Annotated in this window: 15 protein-coding genes; all 15 read right to left on the bottom strand. The window is 69.0% G+C overall.

All coding sequences use genetic code 11. From position 1 onward, the window contains the following. Window positions 1–35: 35 nt before the first annotated feature. Window positions 36–1,085 carry a DUF4837 family protein gene (locus KDM41_01080; GenBank protein ID MCB1182003.1) on the bottom strand — a complete coding sequence of 350 codons (1,050 nt, stop codon included), beginning with the start codon at window positions 1,083–1,085 and terminating at the stop codon, window positions 36–38. 33 nt (window positions 1,086–1,118) lie between these two features. After that, complete coding sequence (locus KDM41_01075; GenBank protein ID MCB1182002.1) at window positions 1,119–1,811, bottom strand: zf-HC2 domain-containing protein; 693 nt, start codon at window positions 1,809–1,811, stop codon at window positions 1,119–1,121. Window positions 1,812–1,835: 24 nt separating this feature from the next. Next, window positions 1,836–2,540 (bottom strand): sigma-70 family RNA polymerase sigma factor, encoded by a 705-nt coding sequence (locus KDM41_01070; protein ID MCB1182001.1) that lies wholly within the window; start codon window positions 2,538–2,540, stop codon window positions 1,836–1,838. Window positions 2,541–2,618: 78 nt separating this feature from the next. Then, window positions 2,619–3,353 (bottom strand): hypothetical protein, encoded by a 735-nt coding sequence (locus KDM41_01065; protein ID MCB1182000.1) that lies wholly within the window; start codon window positions 3,351–3,353, stop codon window positions 2,619–2,621. Next, window positions 3,350–5,230, bottom strand: a complete 1,881-nt coding sequence (locus tag KDM41_01060) for a tetratricopeptide repeat protein (protein MCB1181999.1) — start codon at window positions 5,228–5,230, stop codon at window positions 3,350–3,352. The genes KDM41_01065 and KDM41_01060 overlap by 4 nt, the downstream gene beginning before the upstream one ends. Before the next feature lie 51 nt (window positions 5,231–5,281). Then, window positions 5,282–6,124, bottom strand: coding sequence for a ribonuclease III (gene rnc, locus KDM41_01055; GenBank protein ID MCB1181998.1), 843 nt, complete (start codon window positions 6,122–6,124; stop codon window positions 5,282–5,284). Between the two features lie 26 nt (window positions 6,125–6,150). Continuing rightward, window positions 6,151–7,389 (bottom strand): beta-ketoacyl-ACP synthase II, encoded by a 1,239-nt coding sequence (gene fabF, locus KDM41_01050; GenBank protein MCB1181997.1) that lies wholly within the window; start codon window positions 7,387–7,389, stop codon window positions 6,151–6,153. A 199-nt stretch (window positions 7,390–7,588) separates the two neighbouring features. Continuing rightward, a complete protein-coding gene (gene acpP / locus KDM41_01045) occupies window positions 7,589–7,825 on the bottom strand; it encodes an acyl carrier protein (GenBank protein ID MCB1181996.1) in 237 nt (78 codons plus the stop codon). A gap of 34 nt (window positions 7,826–7,859) precedes the next feature. Next, on the bottom strand, window positions 7,860–8,591 hold the full coding sequence (fabG, locus tag KDM41_01040) for a 3-oxoacyl-[acyl-carrier-protein] reductase (protein ID MCB1181995.1): 732 nt from the start codon (window positions 8,589–8,591) through the stop codon (window positions 7,860–7,862). A 50-nt stretch (window positions 8,592–8,641) separates the two neighbouring features. After that, window positions 8,642–9,589 carry an ACP S-malonyltransferase gene (fabD, locus tag KDM41_01035; GenBank protein ID MCB1181994.1) on the bottom strand — a complete coding sequence of 316 codons (948 nt, stop codon included), beginning with the start codon at window positions 9,587–9,589 and terminating at the stop codon, window positions 8,642–8,644. A 66-nt stretch (window positions 9,590–9,655) separates the two neighbouring features. Further along, complete coding sequence (plsX, locus tag KDM41_01030; protein MCB1181993.1) at window positions 9,656–10,645, bottom strand: phosphate acyltransferase PlsX; 990 nt, start codon at window positions 10,643–10,645, stop codon at window positions 9,656–9,658. 63 nt (window positions 10,646–10,708) lie between these two features. Further along, on the bottom strand, window positions 10,709–10,888 hold the full coding sequence (gene rpmF, locus KDM41_01025; GenBank protein MCB1181992.1) for a 50S ribosomal protein L32: 180 nt from the start codon (window positions 10,886–10,888) through the stop codon (window positions 10,709–10,711). A gap of 67 nt (window positions 10,889–10,955) precedes the next feature. Then, window positions 10,956–11,438 (bottom strand): DUF177 domain-containing protein, encoded by a 483-nt coding sequence (locus KDM41_01020; GenBank protein ID MCB1181991.1) that lies wholly within the window; start codon window positions 11,436–11,438, stop codon window positions 10,956–10,958. Between the two features lie 104 nt (window positions 11,439–11,542). Continuing rightward, window positions 11,543–11,950: a nucleoside-diphosphate kinase gene (locus KDM41_01015; protein ID MCB1181990.1), complete on the bottom strand. Its 408-nt coding sequence runs from the start codon at window positions 11,948–11,950 to the stop codon at window positions 11,543–11,545. 140 nt (window positions 11,951–12,090) lie between these two features. Continuing rightward, the gene (sucD, locus tag KDM41_01010; GenBank protein MCB1181989.1) at window positions 12,091–12,966 is read right to left on the bottom strand and encodes a succinate--CoA ligase subunit alpha; all 876 of its coding nucleotides are present in this window, start codon (window positions 12,964–12,966) and stop codon (window positions 12,091–12,093) included. Window positions 12,967–13,012 lie beyond the last annotated feature (46 nt).

Here is a 13,012-nt window from a genome sequence, read left to right as displayed (position 1 = left end):
CGGAGGCGATCCGGTTCCCGTGGGGTCGTCCGGGGTCACGATTGGGGCCGACGCGTGGAGAACGTGCTGGCCACCGCGTCGAGCCGCCGGAAGAAGTCCATCTTGTCCATACCCGGAGCGTAGGCCAGCAGATCGATGCACCAGATCCGGCCGTGCTTCTCGTCGGGGATGAAGTAGCACCAGAAGGGGCCTCCCCCGACGAATCGGGTGCTGTTCCAGGCGCCTTCCAGCTTCACGCCGGGCACGCCGCCGATGACGGCCTCGTCCCAGTCGAGAGTCTCGGCGACGATCTCCTCGTCGTGCATCCGGGCGCCCATCTCCTCCCGCATCCGGGTCAGGAGGGCGAAATTCGCCACGTCCCGCACGGGGTCCGCGGAGTCCTGCCAGCTGATCGTGATCCCGCGGGACGGACCGGTGCGCATGAGTTCGAGGCCCGGGAAGCCGTCCGGCCGGTCCTGGTTCTGCTTGTATTCGCCCGGGATCTCGAGGAAGAACCCGAACTCCTGCCAATAGCGGTCCATCAGATCGAGGCGCAGCCCGTCGTGACGATTGCGGCGCAGGATCCGGTCGCGATTGGTCTCGTCGAAGATCTCGCGGATCTTCTCGCGATTCCGGGCCAGGATGCTGCCCAGGCTGTTGCGGTCGCGCGAGGCCACGACCACCAGGTGCTGGTAGGTGGACCAGGGGTCCTTGACCTGCACCACGCCCCCGCCTCCCGCGCTGATCCGCTCCCAGGCATCGGCCGACATGAGTTTGCGGGCTTCCTTTTCGGCGCTGCCGCTCCCGATGTGGATCAGGAAGAGGGCGTTCTTGTAGCCCTTGGCGATCTCCCAGCGGTCGGGCCCGAAGATGTCGGGCCGGAAGACCGTCTCCGGCTTGATCACGAAGACCTTTTCGGTGTTGAACTCGGCGAGGAAACGGTTGGCGAGAGGCCGCATGGAGTCGTCGTTGACGACGACGGCCAGGTCGCCATACGACCCGGCCGCCATGAGGATCCCTTTTTCCTTGTCGATGCCGCAGCCCGTCACCCACAGGAGAGCCGCCAGCATCACGTTCGTCACGATCGCATTCGCGTTGCCACGCATCGGCACCTGGTCTCCTGGGCGCGGGGTCGGGTTCTACTGCTCCTGACCTAGATCTAGGGCCCTCGTGCCGCTCGTGTCAAGCTGCGCCCGCAACCGCTCGTTCTGACGCTGGTACTGGATCAAAAGATTGCTCAGGCGACGATTCTCGTCCCGCAACCGCCGGATCGTCTTGAGATCCTCGGTCGCCGTGCCCGTCCAGCCGGTCTCCACGAAACGGGTCCCCGTGGACGGGCGCTGGTTCAGGGATACCGGACGGGCCGCCGGCTGGTAGAGACCGCCGTTGCCCGGCTGGAACAGGGGCAGGCGATCCGCATTGGAAGTCGCGATGGCCGGCCCGGCGGTGCGCGTCGCGCTCGGCCGCACCCGCTCGACCGGTCCGAAGACCATGGCCAACGCGAGGACCGCCGCGAGGCCGACAGCCGTCGAGGCGCCGAAGTTGCGCCACCAGTGCCACCGGTCCGGCTCCGGATCCTGCCACGGGTAACGGACTTCCCCGGCGGCTTCCTGCAGGGCCCGGTTCAGGCGCAGCTGCAGCTTCCACTCGAAATTCTCGGAGAGGGTCGGCTCGGTCGCGGCAAAGAGCCGCTGCCCCACGAGCAGGTCCTCGCGGTACTCGCGACAGTCGGCACAGGCGTCCAGATGGTCCCGCAGACGGCCCGTGGCGTCGGGCGGCAGGATCGCATCGAGCTCCTGGCTCACGAATTCCCTGGCTTTGTTGCACCTCATGTTCATCCTCCGCGTGCGCCCACGCTAGCTGTCCTGGTTGTCGTCCTTCTCCTGGGCGGCGCGAGCCTCGATCTCCTCGAGCTCCGCCAGGAGGGTTTCATTCCGCAACATGGGCTTGATCGCCTGACGGAATCGGGTCCGGGCCCGGTTGATCCGCGAGCGGACCGTACCCAGTTTCAGTCCCGTCACCTGCTGGATCTCCTCGTAGCTGAGCTGTTCGACCTCGCGCAGCAGGAACGGGATCCGGTACTTCTCCGGGATCTTCACGGTCGCCGCGTTGATCAGTTCGGCCAGCTCGGAGCGGTGGATCCGCTCGGACGTGTCGGCCTCGGCATCCGCCGGGTCGATGGGGGCCTCGTCCTCGTCGGGCGCCGGGTTCAGACTCAGCATGTACGGCCGGCGGGACCGCTGGCGCATCTTGTTGCGCACCAGATTGGTCGCGATCGTGAAGACCCATGTCGAGAACTTGGCGATCTCCCGATACTTGGCCGCGTGGATGTAGACCCGGATGAGCGTCTCCTGGGTCAGTTCCTCGGCCAGATCGGGATCCTTGACCATCCGCAGGATGAAGCTGAACAGGCGCCCCTTGTAGCGCGAGACCAGCTCGTCGTAGGCCTTCTTCTGGCCTTCCTGGACCAGCACGATGAGGTCTTCGTCGCGGACCTCGGCAAAGTGGGCCCGGCGTGCGCTCGGGCTTCCCTGCACGAATTCATCTCGCGAAACGTTCACCGTCTTCTCCTCCGGTTGACCTGACGGACGGAACCGCATGGGCAGCAAACCCCTCCGGGCGGCGCCGGTTCCCGAAAATCATGGCTGCGAAGACCCGCGGGCGGGGACGAGCAGGGACTCGGCGAGTGGCCAGAGCGGGATGAAGGCGTCCGGATCGTAGTAGCGGACGGCCCGGGAGGCGTCGGGGACGAGTTCCAGCGCGCCCGGACGACCGCTGGCGCGGACCTGCAGCCGGGACCGGGAGCCGTCGGGGCCGACCAGCCAGGCCAGGGCCAGGATTTCGCCCGCCCGCCCCCGCCCCCAGCCGGTGCCGCCGACCAGTCCGTGCCAGCCCGCCCGCGGTGCGTCTCCGACCAGATTCGCGACCTCCAGACGCTGCTCGCGCCGCGCGGGAGGGGCCGCCCGCCAGGGACGCCCGGTGCGACCCACGTCGTCGCCGGGGCCGGCGTGGACCGCCGCCGCGATCGCCCGCACCGCCTGGCTCAGACCGGCGGCGACCGGGCGCCAGGGCTCGGACCATGGGGCCAACGTGCCTTCGCCGTTCTCGCCGCACACCAGGGTCCAGCCCGAACCGCGCCACGCGCAGAGGTCGGCCACGGCCGCCGGCGTCGGCGCCGCCGGCCCGCCCCGGGCCACTTCGACCCGGAGCGATCCGTTCCCGTCGTCGAGCCAGACCAGGGCCCCCGCCACCGCATGCCCCCAGGCCGCAGCCGTGTAGCCCGCCACATGCAGTTCGCCCGCGCGAGTGCCGTCCGCCTCCGGCGCGGCGGTGGCCAGGGCCGCCGCCACCACGAGCAGCCCGGCGGAGGTCACGGCCGGTCCTTGGCCGCGGCGTTTTCCAGTTCGGCGATCACCGCCTGGAGCCGTTCGCGGTCGCCCCCGAGCGCCAGGGCGCGGCGCAGCATGTCGAGGGCCTCCCCCGCCTGCCCCTGCGCCTTGAGGACCATGCCCAGATGCTCGGTGATGACCGGATCGTCGGGCAGGACGTTCACGGCCTGGATCATGAAATCGAGGGCCCGCTCGAAGTTGCCGTTGCGGTAGTGGATCCACCCCATGGAGTCGAGATAGGCGCCGTTGCCCGGCTCGGCGGCGAGGGCGATCTCCACCAGCTCGGCCGCGCGCTTCAGCTCGATTCCCTTCTCGGCGAAGAAGTAGCCGAGCGAATTGGCGACCTCGGGGTTGCGGGGGAATTCCCGGTGCAGGGTTTCCAGATCGGCGCGGGCCTGCTCCTCCTCGCCCCGGGTGTCGTGGCAGATGCTCTTCTGCAGCAGGGCGCCGAGGCGCAGTTCGTCGCTCTCGGCCGCCAGACCGAAGCGCCACGCCGCCCGCTCGTAGTCCCGCAGCGCCTTGAAGGCGTATCCGAGCACCAGCTGGCCGCCGCGGTCCTCGTCCGGAACGAGGGTCGAAGCGACCATCACGTGACGGCGAAAGGTCTCGAGCTTCGTCTGGGCCGAGGTATCCGGTGCGGCGGCGGCGAGGTCCCGCTCCCAGGCCACGAGCATGGCGCGCACGTAGCCGATGCGGATCTCGGCGTCGCGCGGCGCCTTCTCCACGGCCCGGGCATAGTCCGGCAGCGAGCCTTCCCAGTCCCCGGCCCCTTCGGCCACCTTGCCCTGCAGATACCACGCCCGGCCCGAATCGGGCCAGCGACCGAGGATGTCGGTGACCAGGGCCGCGCCCTCTTCCGACCGTCCCGTCCCCAGGAGCAGCCGAGCCAGCCACAGGCTCGGCGCCAGCCGCAGTTCCCCGGCCGCGGAAAGCGGTTCGAGGATCGCCAGGGCCTGGTCGGGCTGGCCGCGCTGCGCGTAGAAGTCGGCGAGTTCGACGAGGAACGAATCGGCGGGCAAACCGGCCGGGGGGGCCGGGCGGGCCGCACCGGTCGCCGCATCATCGAGTTCGAGATCGGGATCCGGAGCGCCTGCCACGAGGAGCGTGGCGAAGTGGGTGTCGGCCGCCCGCGCCGTCGCCACGGCCGCGTCGTGACGACCCTGGGCGGCTTCGACCCGGGCCTTCAGCAGCCACAGGCGCGGCTCGTCCGGATGGTCGGCCAGGGCCTGCTCCAGGAGGTCGGGCACCTCGTCGAGCCGTTCGGCCTTCTGCAGGACACCGACCATGCCCAGGTAGATGTCGGGACCGTCGGCGGGCAGCAGTTCCAGCCCGTCGCGATACACGTCGAGGGCCTGGCTCGTCTCGCCGGTGGCGGCCAGGATCGAAGCCTCGGCGTCGATGATGGCGAAGTCGACGCGCCCTTCGGCCCGCAGGCGCCGGAGATCGGCCAGGGCCTCCTCCGCCTTGCCGGCCTTGAGATTCAGGTTGGCCCGCTTGACCAGGAAGCCCAGGGAGTCCGGATGGTCGGTGATGAGGAGGTCCATCACCTGCAGGGCGTCCTTGACGTAGCCCTCGGCCGCGAGGGCCTCCTGGAAGTCCATGGCGATGTCGATCACCTTCGGCTGCGCCCGGTAGGCCATGTGCAGATAGGGCAGCGCCTCCTTGGCGCTGCCCTCCTCGAGCAGTTTGTGGCCCACGATGTAGCCTGCTGCCACCCCGTAGGGCACGTCTTCGTCGGGCGTGCCACGGGCGGTGTCGGCCGCCGTGGCCGCGTACCGGGCCGCCACGGGGCCCGCGGCGACCAGGCCCGTCACGAGCAGGATGAAGACTCCGGGAAGGAGGCGGATGCGGAAGTCGGGCACGGGGTCGTCCTCGCTTTGGGGTGAGGGGCAGGCTGGCGCGCGCCCGGTCGTTCAATCCTGGTCGTCGTCGACGAGTTCCCCGCGGGCAGCCAGCGTCTCCAGGGCCACCTGGGCGGCCTGCTGCTCGGCGGTCTTCTTGTTGCGTCCCTCGCCCGTACCCAGCACCTCGCCGTTGAACGTGACGGACACCTGGAAGATCCGGTCGTGATCCGGGCCGTCGACCTTCATCACCTTGTACCGGGGCGGGCTCTTGTAGCGGGACTGGATGAGTTCCTGGAGTCGGCTCTTGTAGTTGCGGAGCGAACGGCGGGCCAGGACCTTCTCGCTGCCCCGCAGCACGACCCGCTGGATGACCGCCCTCGCCGCGTTGAGGCCGCCGTCGAGGTAGACGGCCCCGATGAGGGCCTCGGTCGTGTCGGCCAGGATGCTGGACCGCTGCCGCCCGCCGGTGGCCGCCTCGGAGCGGCTCATGCGGATGTGGACGCCCAGGTCGACCTCCGTGGCCACCTCGGACAGCCGGGCACCGCACACCAGCAGGGACTTCATCTTGGTGAGATCGCCCTCGGAGCGGTCGGGGTAGCGGTTGTAGAGATCCTCGTTGACTACCAGGCCGAGAACGGCGTCGCCCAGGAATTCCAGACGCTCGTTGGACTGCTCGCGATCCTGGCCCGTGACGTGGATATGGGAACGGTGCAGCAGGGCGTTGCCCAGCAGGGTGCGGTCGCGGAACTCGTAGCCGAGCTTCGCCTCGAGGGCCGCGAAGTTGGCGGCCAGTTCGGCCGGGCCGGGCGCATCCTGCGCGCCGCCCGCGGGGGGAATCGGGGACACCTCCGGTGCGGTCGGTGCCCCCGAGAACCTGGCCAGAACCTGCTGGATCGAATCCTTCAGTCCCATGGTTCGGGGCCTTCCTGGGCCGCGGACTACCTCCGCGCCCGGAAACAGAGCGTCACGTTGTGGCCCCCGAACCCGAACGAATTCGACAGGGCATACTCGACGTCCTGCTTGACCGCCTCGTGCGGGATGTAGTCGAGGTCGCACTCGGGGTCGGGGTTGTCGAGATTGATTGTCGGCGGCAGGATGCCCGTGTTGAGCGCCAGCACCGTGATCGCCGCCTCGACCCCGCCGGCGGCGCCCAGCAGGTGGCCGATCATGGACTTGGTCGAACTGACCCGCAGCGCATGGGCGTGGTCACCGAAGACGGCCTTGATGGCGAGCGTCTCGCCACGGTCGTTGAAATAGGTCGAGGTGCCGTGGGCGTTGATGTAGCCCACCTCTTCGGGCCGGATGCCGCTGGTGCGCACCGCCTGCCGCATGGAACCGATGGCGCCGGTGCCTTCCTGGTCGGGCTGGGTCATATGGTAGGCGTCGCCGGTCATGCCGTAGCCGCAGACCTCGCCGAGGATGGTCGCACCGCGGGCCAGGGCATGCTCCTCGGATTCGAGGATGAGGATGCCTGCGCCCTCGCCCAGCACGAAACCGTCCCGCTCCTTGTCGAACGGACGGCTGGCCTTCTCCGGCGCATCGTTGCGCGAGCTGAGGGCTTTCATGTTGGCGAAGCCCGCCAGGGCCATGTCGCAGACCGCCGCCTCGGAGCCGCCGGTGATCATCACATCGGCATGCCCGAGCATGATCTGGTCGAAGGCGGCGCCGATGGCGTGTCCGCCCGAGGCGCACGCGCTCACCGTGCAGTAGTTGGCGCCCCGGAACCCGTAGCGGATCGAGACCAGGCCGCTGGCCATATCGCCGATCATCATGGGGATGAACAGCGGCGAAACGCCGCGGTGACCCCGCTCCATGAGCTTGGTGTGCTGCTCCTCGAAGGTGAGCATGCCGCCGATGCCGGATCCGATGATCACGCCGGCGCGGAAGGAGTCCTCGGGTTCCCCCAGGCCGGACTGGACCATGGCCTGGTCGGCCGCCGCCATGGCCAACTGCACGAAGCGGTCGGCCTTGCGGGCCTCCTTCGGGTCCATGCAGACCGAAGGGTCGAAGTCCTTGATCTGGGCCCCGAAAGTGGTCTTCAACTCATCGAGCGGGAATCCGTCGAGGGTGGCGATGCCGCCCCGCCCGGCGATGAGGCTCTGCCAGGTGCTGTCGCGGTCCAGGCCGACCGCGGTAACCATGCCGATTCCGGTGACGACGACTCTGCGAGAGGACAAAACGGACACCTCCAGGGGGTGGGAAACGGGTTGACCGGACGCTGCAGCGCGCCGCACCCGGCGGCGCCGGGTGCCCCGTGTGTTCACCTAACCGATGGTCATTATATGCACAATCACGCCCGGTCCCACCACTTTCTTGTGGGGACCGGGCGTGAGATCCACGGCGGATGCGTCGCGCACGCGGTCGCGGGCGCGGGGATCAGTCCAGGTTCGACTCGAGGTAGTCGATGGCGTCCTGGACGGTCCGCAGCTTCTCCTGATCCTCTTCCGGGATCGTGATGTTGAACTCTTCCTCGAGGTCCATCACCAGCTCGACCGTGTCCAGGGAGTCGGCGCCCAGATCCTCGGTGAACGAGGCCTCGGGAGTGATCTGCTCGGGGTTGACGGACAGCTTGCGCTGGATGATCTCGTACACCTGTTCCTGAATCGACGCCATCAGGTTACCCTCCTGGGGAACGTGAAAGTTGTGCTTAATCTATCATGCCGCCGTCGACCACCAGCGTCTGGCCGGTGATGTAGGAGGCTTCCGGAGACAAAAGGAACTTGACCACGCCGGCCACGTCCTTCCCCTCGCCGAAGCGCTTGAGGGGGATCTGGCTCAACATTTCGTCGCGCACCTTCTCCGGAAGGTCCGCGGTCATGTCGGTGGAAATGAAGCCCGGCGCGACCGCGTTGCTGGTCACGCCGCGACTGCCCAGTTCCTTGGCCACCGACCTGGTCAGGGCAATGATTCCGGCCTTCGATGCAGCATAATTAGCCTGTCCGGCGTTTCCGGTCAAGCCAATTACGGAGGTGATGTTCACGATGCGGCCTTCCCGCTGGCGCATCATGATCGGGGTCGCCGCCCGGGTGAAGTAGAAGGTCCCGTTCAGGTTCACATCGATCGGCGCCTGCCAGTTCTCCGGCGACATGCGCATCAGCAGGCCGTCGCGGGTGATGCCCGCGTTGTTGACCAGGCCCCAGAGGGCGCCGAATTCGGCGTGGGTCGCGTCGACGATGCGCTGGGCGTCGTCCCACGATCCGATGTCACCGGGCAGGGCGATGCACTTCACGTCGCCGGACAACTCGGCGGCCAGGGCCTCCAGGCGCTCCGCCGAACGCGCGACCAGGGCCAGGTCGTAGCCGGCGGCCGCCAGTTCCCGGGCGATCGACTCGCCGATCCCCCGGCTGGCGCCTGTGACGATGACGGCTTTGTTGCTCATTTCAAATTCCTTTCCAGCAATCACTTACACAACTTGCCCGAGAAACGGGTTCAGCTGTCGAATCCGGCCGCGGCCAAACTGTCTTCCAGACCGGCGAGATCCTCGACGCTGCCGACGGCGATGAAGGTCGTGTCCGGATAGGCCCGTTTGGCCATGTTGGACAGGACCCGCCCCGGTCCGACCTCGAGCACCACGCGGGGGGCCGGCGCGCCGCCGGCGATGTGGGCCATGATGTCCCGCCAGAGGACCGAGGAGGTGAGCTGCCGGCCGAATCCCTCGCGCAGGCCGGCCGCCGTGGTGACCGGCCGCGCATCGACGTTGGCCACCAGCGGGACGGTCGGGGCGGCGAAGTCGACGCCGGCCAGGACCTCCCGGAAGGCCGCGGCCGCCCCCTCGAGCAGTGGCGAATGGAAAGCGCCGCTCACGTTGAGGCGCTGGACCCGGCGGGCGCCGGCCTCCTTCAGGGGGGCTTCGGCGGCCTCGACGGCAGGCACCTCGCCCGAGATCACCACCTGCCCCTCGGTGTTGTCGTTGGCCAGGACCACGACGCCGTCGACGGCGGCGCAGACCTCACGGACCTTGTCGCTCGCCAGGCCGAGGACCGCGGCCATGGTCCCCGGAACCTCCTGCCCCGCGGCGAACATGAGACGGCCCCGCTCGCGCACGAGGCGCAGCCCGTCGAGCGGACTGAGGGCCCCGGCGGCCACGGCGGCGCTGAACTCGCCCAGGCTGTGGCCTGCCACGAGCGACGGCTCGACGCCCTGGGCGCGCAGCGCCAGCGCCACCGCCACCGAATGGGCGAGAATGGCGGGCTGGGCATTGTGGGTCTCGGTGAGGGTCTCTCCCGGGCCCTCGAACATGACCCCGGTCAGGTCGTCGCCGAGGGCATCGTTCACCGTGGCCAGGAAATCGGCCGCGGGGCCGCCGGCCGTCGCGAGGTCGCGGGCCATGCCCACGACCTGGGACGCCTGGCCGGGAAAGATCATCGGGATGCGGATGGCGCTCATGGCTCTCCTCGATTCGGCGGGCAGGCGGCGCGGGGCGCCGGGACAGCGGCTCGGGCCCTAGGCCTCGAGAGACGCCATGCGGTCCAGCACGTCGTTGCGGACCATGTCCCACCCCACCTTGACGGCGTTGGTGATGGCCAGGGCCGAACTGCGGCCATGGGCGATGACGCTGATGCCCTGGACGCCCAGCAGCAGGGCCCCGCCGTACTTCTCGTAGGAGAAGTCGCGCTGCAGGAAGCCCAGCACGGGCCGCAGGCCGGCCTGGACGTCGGCCGGCAGGTCGGGCCGGCGGGCGAGGGCGCCCATGAAGCGGGCGAACCCCTCCACCATCTTCAGGGCGTTGTTGCCCATGAAGCCATCGGCCACCACCACGTCGCAGGGGCCGAGCATGAAGTCGTTGCCCTCGATGTTGCCGACGAAGTTCAGGCCGGAGTCCGCCAGCAGGGCATGGGTCTCGACGTAGAGTTCCGGGCCCTTCTTGGGCTCGGAACCGATGTTCAGCAGGCCGACGGCCGGCGCCTCGACGGCGAACATCTGGCGCACGAAGACGTCGCCCATGCGGGCGAAGCAGACCAGGTGTTCGGCGGTGCACTGGGTGTTGGCGCCCGCGTCGAGCAGGACCAGATGGCCCCGCACGGTCGGGATCAGGGTGGCGATGGCCGGACGGTCGACGCCCGCGACGCGCCCGAGGATGATCAGGCTGGCGGCGACCATGGCCCCGGTGGAGCCGGCGGACACCACCGCCTGGACCTGGCCCGCCTTCTGATCGGCCATGGCCCGGACGATGGGGCTGTCCTTCTTGTTGCGGATGGCCGAAGCGGGCGCCTCGCCCATTTCGATGTCCTGGGTGCAGGGGACCACGGAAACAGGCAGGCCAGCGGCACCTGCCTGGTCGAGGGCCGCCTCGATGGCGGCCGGATCGCCGTAGAGAGCCAGTTCGAAGGGCGAATCGGGGGTCAGGGCCGCGATCGCGCCGGGCACCACCACGGAAGGCCCGTGGTCGCCCCCCATGGCGTCGACCGCGATCACCGGTTTCGCTGCGCTCATGAACCGACCTCCCTGCCGGGCCGCACCCGCAGGCGCGGCGATGTTCAGCCTCGCTGCCGGTCGCTACTTCTCGACGACCAGGACCTCGCGCTCGCCGTAGTACCCGCAGTCGCGGCACACGCGGTGCGGCAGGCGCGGGGCGCCGCAGTGGGGGCACTTGTTCGGATCCGGCTTCTCGAGGTGCCAGTTGGCGCGACGCAGGCCCTTCTTGGACTTGGACGTCTTACTTTGCGGAACAGCCATCGGATTCCTCCGGTTGGAGCCGGCCCTCGGGCTTGTGGCTCACGGGTGTTGTCGGGCTCGGCGGGGGCTACTCGGGCAGTCCGTCCCACCGGGGGTCATTGTCGTTGTCGGCGCAGTCGCAGCTCTCGCTGTTGAGGTCGCAACCGCACTGGGCACAGAGTCCGCGGCAATCCTCGCGGCACACGGGGCTCTGCGGGTAGGCCAGCAGCGTGCACTCCCGCAGGGATTCGCGCAGGTCGACCACGCCGTCCCTCTGCAGGATCAGGAGGGTCTCCCCCTCCTCCTCGTCGCTGTCGACGTTCCGCAGCACCATGAGGTCGACCGGAACGTCCCAGCTGAGGTCGAATTCCTGCAGGCAACGGCCGCAGGTCGTCCGCCCCACCGCCTCGAGGCTGCCGTTCACCAGGAAGCGGCTCTCGATGTTCTGGATCACCAGATCTCCGCGCAACTCGGCCTCGGCGACCCGGTCGTCGCCGGCGTCGAGGGCCAGGCGCCCGGAAATGGGCAGTTCGGAACGGCCCGGCTCCTGCCTGTCGAGATCCAATTCCATGCGGGACCAGCTTTTCCAAAGACGGTTGCAGGCGCCAAACTGTAATCAGCGCCTGCGGGGCTGTCAAGTGCGGCCGACGGGCACCCGGGCCCGTCGGCGGGGGCTCAGACGCCGAAAATCAGGGCCAGCTCGCGGGCCGCATCGTCCGGATTGGCCGACGCGTGGACCGCGTTGTTCTGCAGCGAGGCGCCGAACAGGTCGCGGATGGTGCCCGTGGCGGCCTCGGCCGGATTCGTGGCACCGATCAGCTCGCGCAGGGCGGCCACCGCATTTTCGCGCTCGAGGCCGATGGTCACGACCGGGCCGCCGGCGATGTAGTCGCACAGCTCGCCGTAGAACGGGCGCTCGCGGTGCTCGCCGTAGAAATCCTCGACCAGCGCGCGGTCGAGCCGGCGCAGCTCCAGGTTCGTGATGCGGAACCCGGCCTGGTTCACGATGGCCAGGATGGCGCCGATCTTCTGGTCGCCGGCGGCGACGATCTCGGGCTTGATCATGAAGTAGGTCTTCTGCATGGGATGCTCGTGTCCTTTGTCGGTCCGGGCCGGCCACGGCCGGTTCCGGGTGGAAACCAGCGGGCGCCTCCGGGGAGGTCGCCCGCTGTGCCGTCATGGCAACCGGTTCTCATTCTCGGCCGCCAATATAAGCGATCGTGCTACGGGTGCCAGATTTCCTGCAGCTTGGGCACCACGTCCATGGGCCGGGCCGCCACGGGGATGCCCGCGGCCTCCAGCGCCTTCTGCTTCTCGGCCGCCGTGCCGGTGCCGCCGGAGACGATGGCGCCGGCGTGGCCCATCCGCTTGCCCGGAGGCGCCGTCTGGCCGGCGATGAAGCTGACCACCGGCTTCTTGACGTTGGCCTTGATGTACTCGGCCGCCTGCTCCTCGGCGTCGCCGCCGATCTCGCCGATCATCACGATGGCCTCGGTCTTCGGGTCCTCGTTGAAGGCCTTGATCGAGTCCAGGAAGTTGGTCCCGATGACCGGGTCGCCGCCGATGCCGAGGCAGGTGGTCTGGCCCAGGCCCGCGGCGGTCAGCTGGTAGACGACCTCGTAGGTCAGGGTGCCCGAACGGGACACCAGACCCACGGGGCCTTCCTTGACGATGCTGGCGGGCAGGATGCCCAGCTTCGCGATGCCCGGGGCCAGCAGGCCGGGGCAGTTGGGGCCGATCAGGCGCACGCCGCGTTCCTGCAGGTACGGCATGACCTTGACCATGTCCACCGTGGGCACGCCCTCGGTGATGCAGACGATGAGCTTGCAGCCCGCGTCCGCGGCCTCGTAGATGGCGCCGGCGGCGCCGAAGGGCGGCACGAAGATGACCGACGTGTTCACGCCGTGCTCCTGGACCGCCTCCTTCACCGTGTCGTACACGGGGACCTTGTCCTCGAACTTCTGGCCGCCGCGACCCGGGGTCACGCCGGCCACGATCTTCGTGCCGTAGGCCATCATTTCCTTGGTGTGGAAACCGCCGTCCCGGCCCGTGATCCCCTGAACGACCACCTTGGTGGAGTCGTCGACAAAAATCGCCATTTTCGAATCTCCTCGGATCGGGCGCCCGCGGAGGCGCCTCGTGTCA

The sequence above is a fragment of the bacterium genome, assembly GCA_020440705.1.
Classification (GTDB): Bacteria; Krumholzibacteriota; Krumholzibacteriia; order LZORAL124-64-63; family LZORAL124-64-63; genus JAGRNP01.
This window is presented reverse-complemented; position numbering and strand designations above follow the sequence as displayed.

Coding starts and splice junctions, on each gene's coding strand:
- KDM41_01080 (MCB1182003.1), bottom strand. CDS start 1,085: ATGCGTGGCAACGCGAATGCGATCGTGACGAACGTGATGCTGGCGGCT.
- KDM41_01075 (MCB1182002.1), bottom strand. CDS start 1,811: ATGAGGTGCAACAAAGCCAGGGAATTCGTGAGCCAGGAGCTCGATGCG.
- rnc (MCB1181998.1), bottom strand. CDS start 6,124: ATGGGACTGAAGGATTCGATCCAGCAGGTTCTGGCCAGGTTCTCGGGG.
- acpP (MCB1181996.1), bottom strand. CDS start 7,825: ATGGCGTCGATTCAGGAACAGGTGTACGAGATCATCCAGCGCAAGCTG.
- fabG (MCB1181995.1), bottom strand. CDS start 8,591: ATGAGCAACAAAGCCGTCATCGTCACAGGCGCCAGCCGGGGGATCGGC.
- plsX (MCB1181993.1), bottom strand. CDS start 10,645: ATGAGCGCAGCGAAACCGGTGATCGCGGTCGACGCCATGGGGGGCGAC.
- rpmF (MCB1181992.1), bottom strand. CDS start 10,888: ATGGCTGTTCCGCAAAGTAAGACGTCCAAGTCCAAGAAGGGCCTGCGT.
- KDM41_01020 (MCB1181991.1), bottom strand. CDS start 11,438: ATGGAATTGGATCTCGACAGGCAGGAGCCGGGCCGTTCCGAACTGCCC.
- KDM41_01015 (MCB1181990.1), bottom strand. CDS start 11,950: ATGCAGAAGACCTACTTCATGATCAAGCCCGAGATCGTCGCCGCCGGC.
- sucD (MCB1181989.1), bottom strand. CDS start 12,966: ATGGCGATTTTTGTCGACGACTCCACCAAGGTGGTCGTTCAGGGGATC.